The following is a 17,571-nucleotide window of genomic DNA, read 5'->3' as shown; positions in this document are numbered from 1 at the left end:
TGAACGGCGCCCGGGATTCGCCGGGCGCTGGTATGAAAGAGCTATGCCAACGTCATCAACCCGCCCGGTGATCCTCACCGTGGACGACGATCCGGGCGTCTCCCGGTCGATCGCCCGCGACCTGAGGCGCCGGTACGGCGAGGAGAACCGGATCGTCCGGGCCGAGGCGCCGGGCCAGGCCCTGGACGCGCTCAAGGAGCTCAAGCTCCGGGGCGAGCCGGTCGCCCTGCTGCTCGCGGACTACCGGATGCCGGGGATGTCCGGGATCGACTTCCTGGAAGCGGCGATGGACCTGTTCCCGCTGGCCCGCCGGGTCCTGCTCACCGCGTACGCCGACACGGACGCCGCCATCCAGGCGATCAACGTCGTAGACCTCGACCACTATCTGCTGAAGCCGTGGAACCCGCCGGAGGAGAAGCTCTACCCGGTGGTCGACTCGATGCTCGACCTGTGGAGGTCGACGCCGGACGTCCCCGCCGACGAGACGCGGGTGATCGGCCATCGCTGGTCCGCGCCGTCGTTCGCCGCGCGCGACTTCCTCGCCCGCAACGCGGTGCCGTACCGGTGGATGGGTGTCGACGACGAGGAGAGCCAGCGGCTGCTCGCGGCCGCCGAACTCGACGGTACGACGCTGCCTGTGGTCATCACCCCGGACGGCACGGTGCTGGTCGCGCCGTCGGAGTCCGACCTGGCCGACAAGGTCGGTCTGTCCACCCAGCCCGCCGAGGCGTTCTACGACCTGGTCGTGGTCGGCGGCGGCCCGGCCGGCCTCGGTGCCGCGGTGTACGGCGCCAGCGAAGGCCTGCGGACCGTGCTGGTCGAGCAGGTCGCGACTGGTGGCCAGGCGGGTCAGTCGAGCCGGATCGAGAACTACCTGGGCTTCCCCGACGGGGTGTCCGGCGCGCAGCTGACCGACCGGGCCCGGCGACAGGCAGTCCGCTTTGGCGCCGAGTTGCTGACCGCCCGCCAGGTGGTCGGGTTGCAGACGATCGGGTCCGCCCGCCGCCTGCAGTTCTCTGACGGCAGTGAGATCTCGGCGCACTCGGTCATCCTGGCGACGGGCGTCTCGTACCGGACGCTCCAGGCCCCTGGCGTGGACGACCTGTGCGGGCGCGGCATCTACTACGGCTCGGCGACCACCGAAGGCCCGAACTGCGCCGGTCAGGACGTCTACATCATCGGCGGCGCGAACTCCGCCGGCCAGGCAGCCGTCTATTTCTCCCGACATGCCAAACGCGTGCATATGCTGGTGAGAGGTCCCTCGCTCGAGGCGACCATGTCGTCGTACCTGATCGCGCAGATCGGCGAGATCGACAACATCGAGGTGCACACCTGTACGCAGGTGGTGGCCTGCAAGGGTTCGGATCATTTGGAACGCGTGACGCTGTCCAACAGCGCGACCGGGGAGAGCCGGGAGGTGGACACGGAATGGATGTTCGTGTTCATCGGCGCAGCACCCCGGACCGATTGGTTGCCGGGTGACCTGTTGCGCGACGATCGCGGGTTCGTCCTGACCGGGCCGGATCTGCGCGGGCGACCGCCGGGCTGGTCGCTCGACCGCGATCCGTACCACTTGGAGACGAGCATGCCCGGCGTCTTCGCGGCCGGCGACGTCCGTGCCGAGTCCGTCAAGCGGGTCGCCTCCGCGGTCGGGGACGGCGCGATGGCCGTCACCTTGGTGCACCGATACCTGGAGATGCTCTGATGACCGAGACCGTTCCGGAGACCGACGAACCGCGCCGGATCACGCGCGACGAGCTGCGCACGCTGTTCCTGTTCGAGTCGCTGTCCGACGAGCAGCTCGACTGGCTGGTCCGCGAGGGCCACCTCCTCGACGTCCAGGAGGGCCGTGTCTTCGCCGAGGGCGAAGAGGCGACCTGCTGCTACGTGCTGATGTCCGGTGGGTTGCGGATGTGCAAGCTGCTGCAGGGCGAAGAGGTCGAGATCAACCGGACCTCCCAGCGCGGCGTGTACGCCGGTGCCTTCAACGCGTTCTTCGGCACCGACGACCGCAACGGTTACACGGCTTCGCTGTATGTCCTGGAGCCGTCGCAGTTCTTCGTCATCGACGCCGCGGCGATGGCGACGATGATGAACACCTGGTTCCCGATGGCGGTGCACCTGATCGAGGGTTTCGTGATGGGGATGCGCCGGACCAACGAGACGATGGGACAGCGCGAGCGGTTGCTTGCCCTGGGCTCCTTGTCGGCCGGCCTCACGCACGAGCTCAACAACCCCGCTGCGGCGGCCGTCCGTGCCGCGGCGACGCTTCGCCAGCGAGTCGCCGGGATGCGCGCCAAGCTGGCGATGCTTGCCGACGGCACCTTGGATGCCACCAAGCTGCACAAGATCGTCGAGCTCCAGGAGGACGCGGTCGAGCGGGTCGCGAAGGCCCGCGAACTCTCGCCGATGGAGCTCAGCGACGCCGAGGACACCTTGTCCGACTGGCTCGACGACCACGACGTGGCCAACAGCTGGGACGTCGCACCGGTGCTCGCGGCCGTCGGGCTGGACGTGCCGTGGATGGAAGGTGTGCTGGCGGCCGTCGGACCGGAGTACCTGGAAGGTGCTGTTCGCTGGCTGATGTACACGATCGACACCGAGTCGCTGATGAACGAGATCGACGACTCGGTGACCCGGATCTCGACCCTGGTCGGGGCGGCGAAACAGTACTCGCAGATCGACCGCGCGCCGTACCAGATCGTCGATCTGCACGAGCTGCTGAAGTCGACGATGGTGATGATGTCGGGCAAGTTCGAGGGCCTGATGGTGGTGAAGGAGTTCGATCCGGAGCTGCCGTCGATCCCGGCGTACGCGGCCGAGCTGAACCAGGTCTGGACCAACGTGATCGACAACGCGGTCGCCGCGATGAACGGATCCGGCACGCTGACCATCAAGACCCTGCGCGACGGGGCGTTCGCCGTGGTCGAGATCGGCGATACGGGCCCCGGTATCCCCGCCGACATCCGGACCCGGATCTTCGAGCCGTTCTTCACTACCAAGCCGATCGGCGAGGGCACCGGCCTCGGCCTGGACATCTCCTGGCGGATCGTCGTGAAGAAGCACCACGGCGACCTGCGGGTCGAGTCCAAGCCGGGTGACACCCGCTTCAAGATCGTGCTGCCGATCAATCCCGAATCCGAGATCCAGGCCCAGGCCGATTTGGTTTAAGCCTTGGTCCTAAGGCTTCGACCTAAGGCTTCGCCCCAAGGCCGAGCCTAGGGGTGGCCGACCAGGAGGCAGAACGGATGGCCGGCGGGGTCGGCGAGGACGTACAGCGGCTCCCCGCCCTCCTCGGTGCGATCGAGCAACACGGTCGCACCGAGGCCCTCGGCCCGTCGCCGATGGGTTTCGAGCTCGTCGCGCGTCGGTACGGCGAAGTCCACATGCAACTGCATCGGTACGTCGGGAGCCGGCCAGGTCGACCGGGGCAGCTCGTCAACCTGCTGAAACGCGAGCTGACGCCGCCCCTCCGCATCGACCAGCACCAGCCAGTCCGCGCCATCCGCCGCTCCATCAGCGGGCGGCTCGTCGCCGGGCCGGTACTGCAGCCCCAGCAACTCTCGATAGAACTCCGCCAGCCCACGGGCGTCCGTGGTGTCCAGCGCGGTGTGCATCAGCTCCGGATAGCTCGCCATGTCGACTCCTCGCCGTTTCTGGCCAGCGTTATGCAGGATCGCGGAATCTGTCCAGTGGGACCACGGCGATCGGGACGACCTCCACCAGCAACTCCGGAATCACCAGGCCGGCGACCTGGATCAGAATGCTCGCCGGCGCGGTGGCGGCCGGGAAGGCGCGGGAGCGGGCTTCCTGGATCGCGGGCAGGTCGTCGCGATGCAGGAAGTAGATGGTCATGCTGACGATGTCGGCCAGCGTTCCACCGACCTGCCCGAGAATGATCCGGACGTTGTCCAGACTCTTCTCGAGTTGTGCGCCGGCGTCGTCTTCACCGACGACGTTGCTGTTCTCGTCCCACGCCACCTGACCGGTGACGTGGATGACCTTGCCCTCCGGCTGGATCACGCCCTGGTTGAAGGCGCGGCCGTTGGGAGCCCAGATACCTGGCGGATTGAAGTGATTCCCCATCTGGCGACCTTAGTTCAGCGCAGGGCCGTGCCGTGGGTGTGGGTGAGGAGGGTGAGGTCTTCGCGGGTGGGGAGGGATTCCCAGTCGCCGTGGGCGCCCACGCAGAAGGCGCCTGAGGTGGTGGCCCGGGCGAGGCGGTCTTCGGGTGGGAGGTTGTCGAGGGTGGCCGAGAGGTAGCCGGAGACGAACGCGTCGCCGGCGCCGATCGAGTCGACGACCGTGACCGGGAGGGCCGGCCGATGGATGGTGCCGTCCGCCGTGTGGGTCCAGGCGCCTTTGCCACCGGCGGTGATGACCACCTCGGAGATCGTGGTGGAGAGTAGTTCGGCGATCGGGTCCTCGGCATCGGTGAGGATGTCGAGTTCGTCGTCCGAGGCGAACACCGTGGTCAAGTGGGGCAGCAGCTCACGCAGTACGGCGGCCGCCTCGGTGCGCGACCAGAGCCGACCCCGGTAGTTCACATCCAGCGAAACCTGAACCCCAGCAGCAGAAGCAGCCTGTACTGCGGCCAGCGTCGCGGCGCGGGCCGTGTCGGACAGAGCCGGCGTGATGCCGGTGACGTGCAGGATGCGTGGCGGGTCGGCGAGGGCGGCGAGGCACTCCTCCGGAGCGAGCGTGGAGCCCGCCGAGCCGCGGCGGTGGTAGCTGACCCGGGTGATGTCGTGGGCGGGCTGGTCGAAGGCGATGAAGCCGGTGAACGAGTCGTCGGAGAAGCGCAGGTGACTGGTGTCGACGTTCTCCGCGCGCAGCGTGCGCTGGATCAGCCGGCCGGGCTCATCGTTGCCCACAGCACCTAACCAGGCGACGTCATGACCGAGCCGGGCCAGCCCGATCGCCACGTTGCTCTCCGAACCGGCGACCGACAGGTGCACGTCACCGCCCATCCGCAGCGCGGTCTTGGAACGCAACGAGACCATCGCCTCGCCGAAGGTGAGAACCTCGGTCATCGCATCCCCCGGAAAGCGGCGGACCGCCAGCCCACCAATGGTCGCCCGCCGCGCTGACGCTCAGCGGGGGAGGGGAGTGGCGAGTGGCCCATTGATGGGCTGGGCGTCCGGCTAGGCATTGCTGATCGCCTCCAAGAACCGGGCAGCTCGGCCGGCGAGTTCCGTCTGCGACCCGCCGGTTCCGGCATCACCCAGGAGAGGGGAGCCGAGGCCTACTGCGAGCGCGCCTGCCTGCAGGTACTGCGGGGCGGTGGTGACGTCGACGCCGCCTACTGCGAGGAGAGGTGCATCCGGCAGTGGCGCGCGGAGTTCACGGAAGTAGCCGGGTCCGTGGAGTTTCGCGGGGAAGACCTTGACGGCCAAGGCGCCGATGTCCAGCGCCGTGACGATCTCCGTCGGAGTCAGCGCTCCGCAGAAGAGAGGCACACCAAGCTCGACGCTGCGAACCGCCCCGCGAGTGATGGCCGGGGTGACGACGAAGCCCGCCCGCGCGGCCGCGACCTCGTCGGCCTGGGCCGGGGTGACGACAGTTCCAGCGCCGATCAGCACCGAAGGGTCGAACTCGTCGCGCGCCCTGGCGATCGCCTCGGCGCCGCCCGGGGTCGTCAGCGAGACCTCGAGCAGGGTGATTCCGGCGGTCACCAGGGTCCGGATGCACTCGACAGCGCGATCGGGACCGTCGGCCCGGATGATGGCCAGCACCCTGCGCCGGCTCAGTTCGGCGAGCAACTCCACGTGGTTCACCCCTTCGATGGTGGCTTTCACCGTATTGGATCGATCAATACATAGGACGTGGGATGTCTAGCGTTTGAGACCACCGAAAGGTGGTTAAGTTACGAGTGAGCAACCCCGCCCCGTTGTTTACTTTCCGTTGCCGGAAGGCAGGTCCCCGTACCCATGCCCAGATTCCGCCCCTTGCTGATCTCCCTCGCCTTGCTGGCCGCCGGCCTCGCCGGACCGCAGCAGACCCAGCCCGCCGAAGCCGCAGTCGTCCAGAGTGTCCTCTTCCAGAAAGGTGGCGCAGGCTACGGCTGCTACCGGATCCCCGCGATCGTCCGAACCAAGCTCGGCACCCTCCTCGCCTTCGCGGAAGCCCGGCGGAGCTGGTGTGGCGACTCCCAGGAGATCGACCTCGTCGTCCGCCGGTCCGAGGACGACGGCCGCACCTGGTCGGCGCAGAAGATCGTGCTGTCGGGGACCGACACCGACCCGAACGCCGTCGCGACCCGGGGCAACCCGACCCCGATCGTGGATCTGGAGACCGGCCGGATCGTGCTGCTCACCACGATGGATCCCGGTACTACCAGCCGCCCGCGGACGCCGTACGTGCAGTTCAGCGACGACGACGGCAAGACCTTCACCAAAGCCAGGAACATCGGCGCGCAGATCGACGACCCGACCTGGGGCTGGTATGCGACCGGTCCGGTGCATGGCATCCAGTTGACCCGTGGAGCGCACAAGGGCCGGCTGGTGGCCGGGACCAACTACGACGCCGGCGGCCGGGGTGCCGGGCAACTCGTCTACAGCGACGACAGCGGCGAAACCTGGCACAAGGGCGCCACCGACCTGCGTTCCGACGGAATGGTTCCGCAGGAGATCAGTGTCGTCGAGAAGGTTGACGGCGGCATCTATGCCGGTGCCCGGAACAACAGTGCGGGCACGGGGAACAACAGTCGGGCGTTTGCCATCAGCAACGATGGTGGCGAGACCTATTCGACCAACTACACAACGATCCCGGGCCTGACCACGCCGATCGTGCAGGGTTCGCTGCTCCGTCTCCGGGCGACCGACCAGGGTGCAAAGTACAACCGGATCCTGTTTGCGTCGCCCGCCGATCCGGAGCGCCGCAGGTACATGACGATCAGGTCCAGCTTCGACGAGGGCAAGACCTGGCAGTCCGTTGCCGAAGGCACCAGGATCACCAGCGACTGGTCCGGGTACTCCGACATGACCCTGCTCGACACCGGCGAGATCGGCCTGCTGTACGAGGCCGGGCCGGTCGACGCGCGTGACCAGATCCGGTTCGCGCGGTTCACCGAGACCGACATCGGGCACCCCGATGCGCCGACCGGACCCACCACACCCGACGTCTCCGGGCTCGGCAACCACGGCATCCTGCGCGGCGGTACGACCGTTGTCGCCGGCAAGTTCGGGCAGGCCCGGGATCTCGATGGGACCGACGACGCGATCCAGCTGCCCTTCGCCGAGTCGCTCGCGGTGGGTGCGGGTGACTTCACCGCGATGTCCTGGATCAAGTACGGCGCCCGAACGACGCCGCAGGCAATCTTCTGGGGTTACAACCTCAACGAGTACTCGCAGTTCTGGCTGCGCGCCGAACCGGCGAACGCGCGCATCCGCGGCCTGATCACGACCGGCGGCAACACTGCCGCCGTCGCGACCACCAGGGCCTACAACGACAACGCCTGGCACCACGTCGCGCTGCAACGCAAGGCGGGGACACTGTCCATCTGGGTCGACGGCGCTCAGGTGGCGAGCGTCGCGTCGCCGGCCGGCTCGGTCAGTCCGGGAAGACCGTTCAAGATGTACGTCGGTCAGCGACTCGACGGCGCGCATCATTTCGACGGCTCGCTCGACGAGGTGCGCATCTACCGACGCGCGATCACGGCGGCCGAGTTGAACAGCATCCGGACGAGCAACGTCACCACCGCGCCGAACGCAGTACTCGACCTGCCGCTCGGGTAGCCGAACCATCAGACTGACCTGGCGGACACCACGAGCCGCCAGGTCAGCTCACCCGACTCCGGTACGACGGCCGCGTCGCCGGCGCCGGCTTCGGCCAAGTCGAAAACCCGGCCGAGCATGGGTTCCACGCCCAGACTCCGGTACGGCGCATCCGCCGGGAACCCACCGAGATTGCGCCAGAGCGCCGTCGAAACAGGTTGCCCCGGGCAACTCAAGCTGAGCGTCAACGCCAGGTCCCTATCGATGACCTCGACCGTCGGGCAATCGACCAGCACCGCGCCCATCGCAGTACCGTCGGTCGGCCCATAAACGCTCAGATCAACCCCACCCGCAACCGGCCACGCACCCCCAACCCACGGTCGTGCATCGTCAGCGTAGAGACGGCATTCTGTGGTGCGCGATGGATTGATGGTGGTGCCGACTGCGCAGTCCAGGAGGGCGTGGGCCGCCCAGATGAAGGTGTAGCCGGGCGGCGCGAGCAGGCGGTAGTCGGCCCAGATTGCGCCGGTTTCGTCGATGTCGGGGGTGGGGCCGCCGTTGAAGCGGCGGAGGAGGACGGCCTCGTCGTACTGGACGACGTCCCAATCCTCGTCCTCCTCCAGTGAGCCCCACGGCTGGTTCCACAAGCCACCGTGGTCGGGCATGCCGCGCACTGTCGGTAAGCACTCGTCCAGGCCGCCGACGTCGACGTACGAACTCATGCCCTCGCGAGAAGTCGTGAGCAATCCCGGTCCCGGCCACAGCCACTCGCGGCCGCCCAGGACGAGGGAAGTCCAGCGCCCGCCGTCGTCCAGGTCGATCGCGACCTCGTTCTCCAGTAGCAAGCTCACCACTCCGCAAAAGATCCGTCGGCGTGCGTCCACACCGGATTGCGCCAAGCATGGCCCTTCAGATCCGCCGCCCGGACCGCGGCCTCGTCCACCGTGATCCCCAACCCCGGCAGCGGATTCCACTCCGCGTGACCGTCAACCCAGTCGAACGGCGCCGGATCGGTCACGTACGTCGTCAGGTCGCTGTCCACGTTGTAGTGGATGCCCCGACTCTGCTCCTGGATCAAGAAGTTCGGCGTCGCAAACGACACCTGCAGACTCGCCGCCAGCGAGATCGGGCCCAACGGACAATGCGGGGCCAGCAAAGCGCCCTGCGAATCAGCCAGTACTGCGATCCGCCGCAACTCCGAGATGCCGCCGGCGTGGGACACATCGGGCTGGACCACCGCCACGCCGGCCTCGAGCGCGGGCATGAACTCCGCCCGGCTGTAGAGCCGCTCACCGAGCGCCACCGGCACGGTCGAGGCGCCGACCACTGACGCCAGTTGCTGCAGATGCTCCGGCAACACCGGTTCCTCGACGAACAACGGATGCAAAGGCTCCACGGCCCGCATGATCCGCCGCGCGGCAGCAACCCCGACCCTGCCGTGCAGGTCGATCGCGACGTCCCGCGAATCGCCCAGCACCGACCGAGCAGCCGCCAAGCGCGCGACCATCGCGTTCAGCTCGGCCAGCGAAGGTGAAGGCTGGAGCCGTCCACTCGCGTTCATCTTCACCGCGGTCATGCCGGCCTCGACCTGCGCCGCGACCTGCTCGGCGATCTCGGCCGGATCGTCCCCACCGACCCAGGCGTAGACACGAACGCGATCCCGTACGCGTCCGCCGAGCAGCGACGCGACGGGAGCGCCGTACACCTTCCCGGCGATGTCCCACAACGCCTGATCGATTCCAGCGAGAGCGCTGCTGAGGACCGGTCCGCCGCGGTAGAACCCGCCCTTGGCGAGGATCTGCCAGTGCCGTTCGATCTGCAGCGGATCCCGGCCGATCAGGTACTCCGCCAGCACGTCGACCGCCGTGCGCACCACCTCGGCCCGCCCTTCGACCACGGGTTCACCCCAGCCGACCACGCCGTCGCTGGTCTCGATCCGGCAGAACAACCACCGCGGCGCCACCAGGAACGTCCCGATGCGTTCGATCCTCATTTGCGGCTCCGGATCGCGGACAGATCCTCGGCGGCTTTCGCCAGGAGTTCTCGCATGGCGAGTTCGGCGCCCTCCGGGTCGTGAGCTCGTACTGCGTCGACCACGCGCGCATGACTCGGTACCGGATCGTCGGAGGGATTCAGCTTGTGGACCAGCCGGTCGCGACCGGCCAGACCGGTCTCGATGACGATCTCCAGTTTGGTGAGCAACTCGTTGCCGGTGGCAGCGAGCAACGCCTTGTGGAACGCGACATCCGCCGCCGCGGCGGCGAGGTCATCGGTCGCCGCCGACATCGCCGCCAACGCTTCGTCCAACGCATTGAGCTGCGCAGCAGACGCCCGTACTGCGGCCAGCCGGGCCGCGGCGGGCTCAACGATCCCGCGTACCTCGTGCAGTTCCTCCAGCAACTCCGGCCGGACGTCGTCGTCGAAGTGCCAGCGGATCATGTCGGCATCGAGCAGGTTCCAGTCCGAACGCGGCCGGACGAACGTGCCGCGCTTCTGCCGGGCATCGACCAGACCCTTGGCGGTCAGCACCTTGAGCGCCTCCCGGACCGCGGTCAGGCTGACGCCGAGATCGGCCTGCAGGTCAGGCACATTGATCGTCGCCCCCTCGGGAATCCGCCCCGACAGGATGCGCCGCGCCATCACCTCCACGATCTGCCCGTGCAACCCCCGCGACACCCCGCGCTGTATCCCAGTCATGCCGAGTCCTTGACCGCTGACCAGCCGCCGTCGACCACGAGGCTCGCAGCGGTGACGAATGACGCGTCCTCCGACAACAGGAAGGCCACCGCCCGAGCGACTTCGTCGGGACGGCCGAGCCGGCCGACTGCGGTCGCCCGCGCACTCTGGGCCTTGCCCTCGGCGCTGACCCGGTCCCATGCGGCGGTGTCGATCGGGCCCGGAAGCACGGTGTTCACCCGGATCGAACCGCCGTACTCCACCCCGAGCTGACGCCCCAAAGCGACCAGCGCGCCCTTCGAGGCGGCGTACGCCGGATGACCGGGGATGCCGGTCAGTGCGTGCACCGACGAGACCAGTACTACGGATCCGCCGCTGGTGCTCAAGTCTTGGTGCAGCGCTTTGAATCCCAGGTACGCCGCCGTCAGGTTCACATCGAGTTGTCGTTGCCACGACGCGGGCGGCAGCTCGTGGGCCGGCCGGACGTCGATGGTGAATGCGTTGCTGACCAGTCCGGTGATCGGCCCGAGCTCGTCGCGGCCGCGGGACGAGACCTCGGCCCAGGTGTCCGGTGACGCGACATCGCCGACGATGCCCAGGGCTCTGCCGGGTATCTCCTTGCAGGGCTGAAGATCCACCTGCACCACCGAGGCTCCCTCGTCGAGCAGTCGCTGGACACACGCAGCGCCGATCCCCGTCGCCGCACCGGTCACGACGATCACCCGTCCATCCAGCCGCATCAGCGCCTCCTCGGACTTAAACATAATTTATGAATTAATCCTCACATGTCTGCGCGGCGCTCGGCAAGGGGGCGGAGAGGGCTCGGCAAATTCCTTCCATGTTCTTGGATCTGGCGTTTGGTAGTGACATGGCGTTCATTCTGGGCCAGGCTTATGGATGCTGGTAAGTGCTTGCCGTCGCCCAGAAGGAGACACTTGTGCGCAGTTCGACCCGCCCGAGAGCGCTCGCCGCGCTCACCGCCCTCTCTCTGACAACCTTCGCCCTGACCGCGGCTGGCGGTCCCACGACTGCCGCGGCCCAAGAGCCATCCGTCGCAGCGGCCCAGGAGGCCACCGGCGTCCCGGTGCAGTTGGTGTCGATCACGGATTTCCACGGCTACCTGCGTCCACCGTCGGTGGCAGACGGCGGCACCATCGCCGGAGCCGACGGCAAGGCGATCACCGTGGGTGGGGCGGCGTACCTGGCGACCCATCTCAAGAGCATCCGGGCCGGCCACCGGAACTCGATCTTCTTCGCCGACGGTGACAACTTCTCCGGCTGGCCGTTCGAGGTGGACGCGCACGCCGACGAGCCGACCATCGAGGCGCTGAACGCGCTCGGGGTCGAGTTCACCAGCGTCGGCAACCACGAGCTCGACGTCTCCAGGAGCTTCCTGGTCGACCACATGGCCAAGGGCAAGTGCTTCGGTACGCCAGGGGTCGACAGCTGCTTCACCGACTCCACCGGCCGGCGCTTCCGCGGTGCGAAGTTCGACTTCCAGTCCGCCAACATCGTCGACGCCAAGGGCAGGACGATCGTCGCGCCGTACAAGATCCGCTGGGTCCGCGACGGCGCTCGCGTGTACCCGGTCGGTTTCATCGGCCTGACAGTGCCGGACACTCCGGTGGGCTCCACGTCGTTCCAGCCCGACCTCAAGGCGCTCGAACCCGTCGCGTCGGCGAACGCTGCCGCTGCCGAGCTCGCCCGTCGCGGGGTGAAGGCGATCGTCCTGAACGTGCACGACGGCGGCACGGACGCGTCGCCGACGTACAACAACTGCGTCAACCCGAGCGGCCCGGCGATCGAGCTGGCCAAGAAGGTCACGCCGCAGATCGACGCGATCGTCACGGGGCATTGGCATGCCGCGTTCAACTGCAGCATCGCTGACCCGGCCGGCAACCCGCGCCCGGTTGTCGAGGCAGCGAACCATGGGCGGCTGATCAACGAGATCAACCTCCAGCTGGACCGGCGTACCGGCGAGGTTCTGCGCGACAAGACCACCTCGACCAACCATGCCGTCACGCGCGACGTGACGCCGGACCGGGAGCTCCAGCGGATCGTGGACTACTGGACGGCCGCGGGAGATCGCAAGTACGCCGAAAAGGTTGCCACCATCACCGGCGACTTCACCCGTACTGCGAACGCGGCCGGCGAGAGCACGCTCGGGGATCTGGCGGCCGATGTGCATCTGTGGACGGCCCGGCAGCAGGGCAAGGCCGATCTGGGGCTGATCGCAACGAAGCCGGCCACTGGGAGTACTGCGCTCCGTGGCGACCTGCTGGTTGCCAAAGGCACCAAACCGGGTGATGCCGAGGGCAAGGTCATGCTCGGTGAATCGTGGGACGCCTATGGGTACGGAAACCCGGTGCTCACTGTGAGCTTGACGGGTGCGCAGCTTGACGCGGTCATGGAACAGCAGTGGCAGGTGCAAGCGGACGGCACAACGAAGTACGCACCGCTGGCGATCTCAGCCAACGCCACCTTCACCTACGACACCACAAAGCCCGTTGGCGACCGTGGAGTGCTGATTATCGACGGCAAGGCCGTGGACCCAACGCGCACCTACCGCATCGCGGCGCTCGCCTACACAGTCATCGGCGCAGACGGCTACTCAGCCTTCAAGGCCTACACCAACCCAGTCCGCAACAACACCGACCACGAAACCTTCACCACCTATCTCCGCACCCACGGCACCCTGACCCCGGCCCCGCTGACACGGATGGTTCGCGTGGGCTAGCCGACGATTCCGCCTTGAGGTAGCGCGGAAGCTACCTCAAGGCGGGCTTGTAGGTGGGCGCGGTCGAGGCTGCTTCTTTCTACCGTCGGGAGCATGCGAAGACTCATCTTGGTCAGCTTCTTGGTAGCTCTTCTTGTTCCTGTTGGTGGTGCGTATGCGGGGCCATCTCGCGCGGACGACGGTCGGCTCACCTGGCGGGAGTGCCAGAACGGTGCTGATGATCAGCAAGGTAAGGCGCTTGATGACGTGGGAGCGTCCTGTACTACGGTCCGGGTGCCGGTGGATCATCTTCGGCCGGATGGGCGGACGCTTGATATCGCGATCTCGCGGATCAAGGCTGACCCCGCGAAGCGGCGGGGGATCTTGTTGTCCAATCCGGGTGGGCCGGGTGGGCCCGGGCTGGCGTATCCGCTGGACCTGAAGCCGCTCCTGGGTGAGGTGGCTTCGCAGTATGACCTGATCGGGGTTGACGCTCGTTTCATGGGCCGGAGCGATCCGCTTGACTGCGGCCCGGTTCGGCTTGCCGACCTGTATCGGTCGTCGATCACTCGTCGCGACTTCATCACCGGGAGCCGGCACGCCGCCGCCTTCGCCGCTGCGTGTCGGGCAAACAACTCCGGCCTCCTTCAACACGCGAACATCCGCGAAGCCGCGCGCGACCTGGACGCGATCCGCGCCGCACTGGGCGAGGACAAGCTCTCGTACTACGGCGTCTCCTGGGGCGCGGATCTCGGTGTCGTCTACAGCCAGCTCTTCTCCGCCAACGTCGACCGGATGGTGGTCGACAGCGTGACGGACGTGGAGGGTTCGGAGTACCGGCATCTCGCGACCGGGCTGGGTGCTGAGGCGGCCTTCGACGAGTGGGCCGCTTGGGCGGCGTGGCGGAACGACAAGTACCACCTCGGGCGGACCGGCATGCAGGTGCGGGCGAACGTGACCGAGCTGGTGTACCGCCGGACACCGGTCAAGGTCGGCAAGTACCGGATAGACTCGGCCGCGATGCCGTGGGTACTGCAATCGGCTCTCGGGGACGAGAGCGATCGTGACCTGATGGCCCGCAACGTCAGGACCCTTCTCGATGCGGCAGCAGGCAAACCGATCAAACCGTCGGAGGAGCTGCTGGGGTTCCTGGGGCAGTTCTTCGAGATCAGCCCTGACCTCTCACGCTTCGCGGCGGCGTCGCTCTCCTACACCTGTAACGACAACGGCTGGCCGAGCGGGCCGGCGCAGTACTGGCGGGATGCGCGACGCGACCACAAGACGCAGCCGCTGTTCGCCGTCACCATCCTTCCGTGCGCCTACTGGACCGACCACACCACCGAGCCAGACCTTGCCATCGGCAACAACACTCGGCTGCTCATCGTGCAGGCCGACCGCGACAGCATCCCGGTCGCCTGGGCCCGCAAGCTGCACCAGAAGCTGCCGAACTCCATCCTCAAGACGGTCGACCGCCGCGCGCACGGCGTCTACGACGAACGGATTCCGGAGATGGTTGCCGAAGTCAATCGCTACCTGGCGGGCTGACCCGCAGCTCGGCGAGCACGGCCCGCCCTTCGTCGGCCCGGTCCGGAATCAGCAGCCACGTGCAGGCCTGCTCGAACCGGGCGCCGATGTCAGCGAAGCGCGCCGCAGCTTGCCGCAGTACAGCAAGGTCACCGGACAGCCTGCCCCTAGCGCGGAGCAGGCAGGCTTCCGCCCAGTCGTTCTCAGCGGCCGTCACGGCCGCAGCTTCCAGCCACTTTTCGGCATCGGGAAGCTCGGCCACGACCGCCAGTTCGGCGCCCGCGGCGTGCGCGTACGGCGCCCACCAGAGCTCGCCGAAGTCAGCGAAGGCCTGCTCGACCAGCACCGTCGACCGCGTGTTGTCGTGTACTGCGACGCGAGCCTCGGCGAAGGCACTCACGGCGCTCAGGACAGGGGCCGCCGCATCGCCTCCAGTTCGAGCGAGTTCGAGCGCACGCCGCCGCCAGACCTCGAACGAACCGTCTCGCCGCAAACCATGGACCATTGCGGCCACCGCCAGCGCGGACGACATCCACTCCTGGGGTGGCGAACCGGCCCGCTCCCAACGTGCCCAGAGCGTGTCGGCGTCCGCGATGCACTCGTCGAAGCGACCGGTGAGTCCGCTGAGGCGGATCACTCTGGGCAGCCAGAGGTACGAGCGGTCGCCGGCCAGGAGATCACCGGCAGCGTCGCCGGCGCCGGAGACCAGCGCGGGGAGATCCTGGTACTCCGGTAGCGCGGCCGGCAGGTTGCCCGTGGCAACTGCGGTGGTTGCTGCCACGTGATAGGCATCGACGATCTCCGCTGCGGCGTAGGGCTCGTGGCGGGGGAGTGGGGCTACCAGGTCCAGTCTTTCGAGTGCGTACTTGCGGGCCTCGCGCAACCGTCCCGCGTTGCCCGCAGCAACACAGAGGGCGTCGAGAGCACCCGCGATCAGGACCGGGTCGCCGGACCGTCGGGCGGCATCCACGGCGGCGTGGGCGAGCGTGGTGTCCGCGCCGATCCGTCGCTCGCCGTGCTCCCAGGCGCTGGCCGTGGCCAAGAGCGCGGTGACCTGGGAATCGTCGGCCGTGGCCGTGGCCGTGGCAGCGGTTGCGGCGAAGGCGTCGGCGAGCAGTTGGGCGCTCTCGGTCCGAGGCGTGTTGTACATCGCTCCGGCGGGGTAGCGGTTGACTGCGATCACTGCCGAGGCCAGCATCGTCGCCCGGACATTGCCATCGGCAACTGCGCGCTCGGCCGCTGCCATCAGGATCCGGACGGTGGCTGGGCTGTCGGACAGGATGAGAGAGACATCCGCGGCAGAGCGGAGATCTCGCGCCGCGCTGACTCCGTCCTCGGCGCGGTCGGCCGCCGCCTGATAGTGACAGACCGCCTCGACGAATCCCTGACAGGCGAAGGTCAGATGGCCGAGCGAGCGAGCAAGCCGATGCGCCGTCGGGTCGGGCTGCGCGGCTGTTGCCGCCAGGGCGGCGCGCAGGTCGTCCACCACCTCACCGAACCGTGCCCGCCAGTCGTTGGAGGTCCCATCGAGTTGGGATTCCAGCTGGGCTGCTGTGGTGGCGGCCCAGTGGAGATGGCGTTCGCGGGCGATGGCGGTCTCGGCTGCCGTCTCCAGTTGTTCCAGAGCGAACGCGCGGACGGTTTCGAGTTGACGCCAGCGGGCGCCGCGGCGTACCAGCAGGCTTTTGTCGGTGAGGCGGCCGATCAGGTCCGCGACCTCACCTCGCGAGTACTCCGGACTGGTGGCGCAGGCCGCGTCCAGGTCGACGCCGCCCAGGTAGATGCCGAGCCGGCGGAAGAGCAGTCGCTCTTCGTCGTCCAGCAGGTCGTGACTCCAGCCGATCACCGCGCTGAGCGAACGATGGCGGGAGGTTGCCGCACGGCTGCCGGACAGCAGGCGAAGTTGGTTGTCGAGGGCAAGCAGACCGTCGATGCCGAGGGACGCCGTACGGGCCGCGGCCAGTTCGATGGCCAGCGGCATGCCGTCCAGCCGTTCACACAGGCGCGCGATGTCGGCCGGGTCGGCAGCGAACTTGGAGTCGACGGCTCGGGCTCGGTCCTGGAAGAGCTGAACGCCGTCGGATGCGGCCGGCAGAGACTCCAGTTGGATCACGCGTTCACCCGGTACTGCGAGGCGCTCGCGGCTGGTCGCTAGAACGCTCAGGTTTGGGCAGGCGTCGAGGAGAAGCTCGACGAGTTCCGCCGTCTCCGCCACCAGGTGCTCGCAGTTGTCGAGGACGAGCAGTGCGCGGGTGGAGGACAGTTGCTCGATCAGCGCTTGGGTGAGGGTTTGCGGAGGGCGTTCCGTCACGCCGAGCGCGGTGGCGACCGCGCGCGCCACCAACTGGTCCCGCACCGGCACCAGATCCACGAAGACGCCGGGCACGGAGGCCTCTTCCGCGACCGTCGCCGCGACTACGGCCGCGAGGCGGGTCTTGCCCATCCCGCCTGGGCCGAGCAACGTCACCAGCCCCGGCTCCCGCAGCGCCTCACCCACCGCCGCCGCCTCCACCGACCGCCCGACAAAAGTCGTCCGACTCCCCGGCAGCCCTCGAACCCCCGCACCCCCAAGCGCCCCCGCGCCCCTGCGCGCCGCGGCGCCGGCCCCGCCACCTGCGCCTGGACTACCTGCAGGCGCGCCACGCGCACCAGCGCCTCCCGGGATCCAGCGCGAAGATGCTGCCGCGGTGTCGGGGTGGGACTCGGCGATCAGGTCTGCGAGTTGGCGGCGGTCCGTCACGCCGTACTTGCGGAGGAGGGAGGAGACATGGCTCTCGACCGTGCGGATCGAGATGTGGAAGGCGTGCGCGATCTGGGCGTTCGACCGGTGAGCCGCGATCGCGGCGAGCACCTCGGCCTCGCGCGCCGAGATCTCCACCTGGCCGTCGGGAACCATCCGCCCATGATCGCCCATCCCCGGTCCTCCGTGCCGGATCCGTG

Annotated in this window: 14 protein-coding genes; 5 read left to right on the top strand and 9 right to left on the bottom strand. The window is 68.0% G+C overall.

The genetic code is table 11. The features are described from left to right. The first annotated feature begins 43 nt into the window (after positions 1–43). Positions 44–1,705 (top strand): FAD-dependent oxidoreductase, encoded by a 1,662-nt coding sequence (locus tag ACQPYM_RS31695; protein ID WP_433007839.1) that lies wholly within the window; start codon positions 44–46, stop codon positions 1,703–1,705. Next, positions 1,705–3,171: an ATP-binding protein gene (locus tag ACQPYM_RS31690; protein ID WP_433007837.1), complete on the top strand. Its 1,467-nt coding sequence runs from the start codon at positions 1,705–1,707 to the stop codon at positions 3,169–3,171. Before ACQPYM_RS31695 ends, ACQPYM_RS31690 begins: the two co-directional genes overlap by 1 nt. 47 nt (positions 3,172–3,218) lie before the next feature. On the opposite strand, the gene ACQPYM_RS31685 is transcribed toward ACQPYM_RS31690, so the two are convergent. The 4 genes from ACQPYM_RS31685 to ACQPYM_RS31670 form a co-directional block, all read right to left on the bottom strand. Beyond that, complete coding sequence (locus ACQPYM_RS31685) at positions 3,219–3,638, bottom strand: VOC family protein (protein WP_433007835.1); 420 nt, start codon at positions 3,636–3,638, stop codon at positions 3,219–3,221. Positions 3,639–3,666: 28 nt separating this feature from the next. Further along, on the bottom strand, positions 3,667–4,086 hold the full coding sequence (locus ACQPYM_RS31680) for a RidA family protein (protein ID WP_433007833.1): 420 nt from the start codon (positions 4,084–4,086) through the stop codon (positions 3,667–3,669). A gap of 14 nt (positions 4,087–4,100) precedes the next feature. Beyond that, a complete protein-coding gene (locus ACQPYM_RS31675) occupies positions 4,101–5,033 on the bottom strand; it encodes a sugar kinase (protein WP_433007831.1) in 933 nt (310 codons plus the stop codon). Positions 5,034–5,144: 111 nt separating this feature from the next. Then, positions 5,145–5,777: a bifunctional 4-hydroxy-2-oxoglutarate aldolase/2-dehydro-3-deoxy-phosphogluconate aldolase gene (locus tag ACQPYM_RS31670; RefSeq protein WP_433007829.1), complete on the bottom strand. Its 633-nt coding sequence runs from the start codon at positions 5,775–5,777 to the stop codon at positions 5,145–5,147. A 153-nt stretch (positions 5,778–5,930) separates the two neighbouring features. Between ACQPYM_RS31670 and ACQPYM_RS31665 the strand changes: the two genes are divergently transcribed. After that, positions 5,931–7,736, top strand: a complete 1,806-nt coding sequence (locus tag ACQPYM_RS31665; RefSeq protein WP_433007827.1) for an exo-alpha-sialidase — start codon at positions 5,931–5,933, stop codon at positions 7,734–7,736. An 8-nt stretch (positions 7,737–7,744) separates the two neighbouring features. Here ACQPYM_RS31665 and ACQPYM_RS31660 read toward each other — a convergent pair whose 3' ends face one another. From ACQPYM_RS31660 to ACQPYM_RS31645, 4 genes are read right to left on the bottom strand one after another with little or no spacing between them, the layout of a single operon-like run. After that, positions 7,745–8,569 (bottom strand): hypothetical protein, encoded by an 825-nt coding sequence (locus ACQPYM_RS31660; RefSeq protein ID WP_433007825.1) that lies wholly within the window; start codon positions 8,567–8,569, stop codon positions 7,745–7,747. After that, the gene (gene dgoD / locus ACQPYM_RS31655) at positions 8,563–9,708 is read right to left on the bottom strand and encodes a galactonate dehydratase (RefSeq protein WP_433007823.1); all 1,146 of its coding nucleotides are present in this window, start codon (positions 9,706–9,708) and stop codon (positions 8,563–8,565) included. Before dgoD ends, ACQPYM_RS31660 begins: the two co-directional genes overlap by 7 nt. Then, complete coding sequence (locus tag ACQPYM_RS31650; protein WP_433007821.1) at positions 9,705–10,412, bottom strand: FadR/GntR family transcriptional regulator; 708 nt, start codon at positions 10,410–10,412, stop codon at positions 9,705–9,707. The genes dgoD and ACQPYM_RS31650 overlap by 4 nt, the downstream gene beginning before the upstream one ends. Then, entirely contained in the window at positions 10,409–11,131 is a 723-nt protein-coding gene (locus tag ACQPYM_RS31645) for an SDR family NAD(P)-dependent oxidoreductase (RefSeq protein ID WP_433007819.1), read from the bottom strand. The genes ACQPYM_RS31650 and ACQPYM_RS31645 overlap by 4 nt, the downstream gene beginning before the upstream one ends. 197 nt (positions 11,132–11,328) lie before the next feature. On the opposite strand from ACQPYM_RS31645, the gene ACQPYM_RS31640 reads away from it, so the two are divergent. Together ACQPYM_RS31640 and ACQPYM_RS31635 are read left to right on the top strand one after the other, a co-directional pair. Next, a complete protein-coding gene (locus ACQPYM_RS31640; RefSeq protein ID WP_433007817.1) occupies positions 11,329–13,128 on the top strand; it encodes a bifunctional metallophosphatase/5'-nucleotidase in 1,800 nt (599 codons plus the stop codon). Positions 13,129–13,407: 279 nt separating this feature from the next. Further along, positions 13,408–14,652 carry an alpha/beta fold hydrolase gene (locus tag ACQPYM_RS31635; RefSeq protein WP_433007815.1) on the top strand — a complete coding sequence of 415 codons (1,245 nt, stop codon included), beginning with the start codon at positions 13,408–13,410 and terminating at the stop codon, positions 14,650–14,652. Here the strand turns inward: ACQPYM_RS31635 and ACQPYM_RS31630 are convergent. Continuing rightward, a complete protein-coding gene (locus ACQPYM_RS31630) occupies positions 14,630–17,545 on the bottom strand; it encodes an ATP-binding protein (protein ID WP_433007813.1) in 2,916 nt (971 codons plus the stop codon). The genes ACQPYM_RS31635 and ACQPYM_RS31630 overlap by 23 nt on opposite strands. Positions 17,546–17,571 lie beyond the last annotated feature (26 nt).

The sequence above is a fragment of the Kribbella sp. CA-294648 genome, from assembly GCF_050943845.1.
Lineage (GTDB): Bacteria > Actinomycetota > Actinomycetes > Propionibacteriales > Kribbellaceae > Kribbella.
The sequence above is the reverse complement of the archived record's forward strand: the minus strand, read 5'-3'. Positions and strand labels throughout refer to the sequence as shown.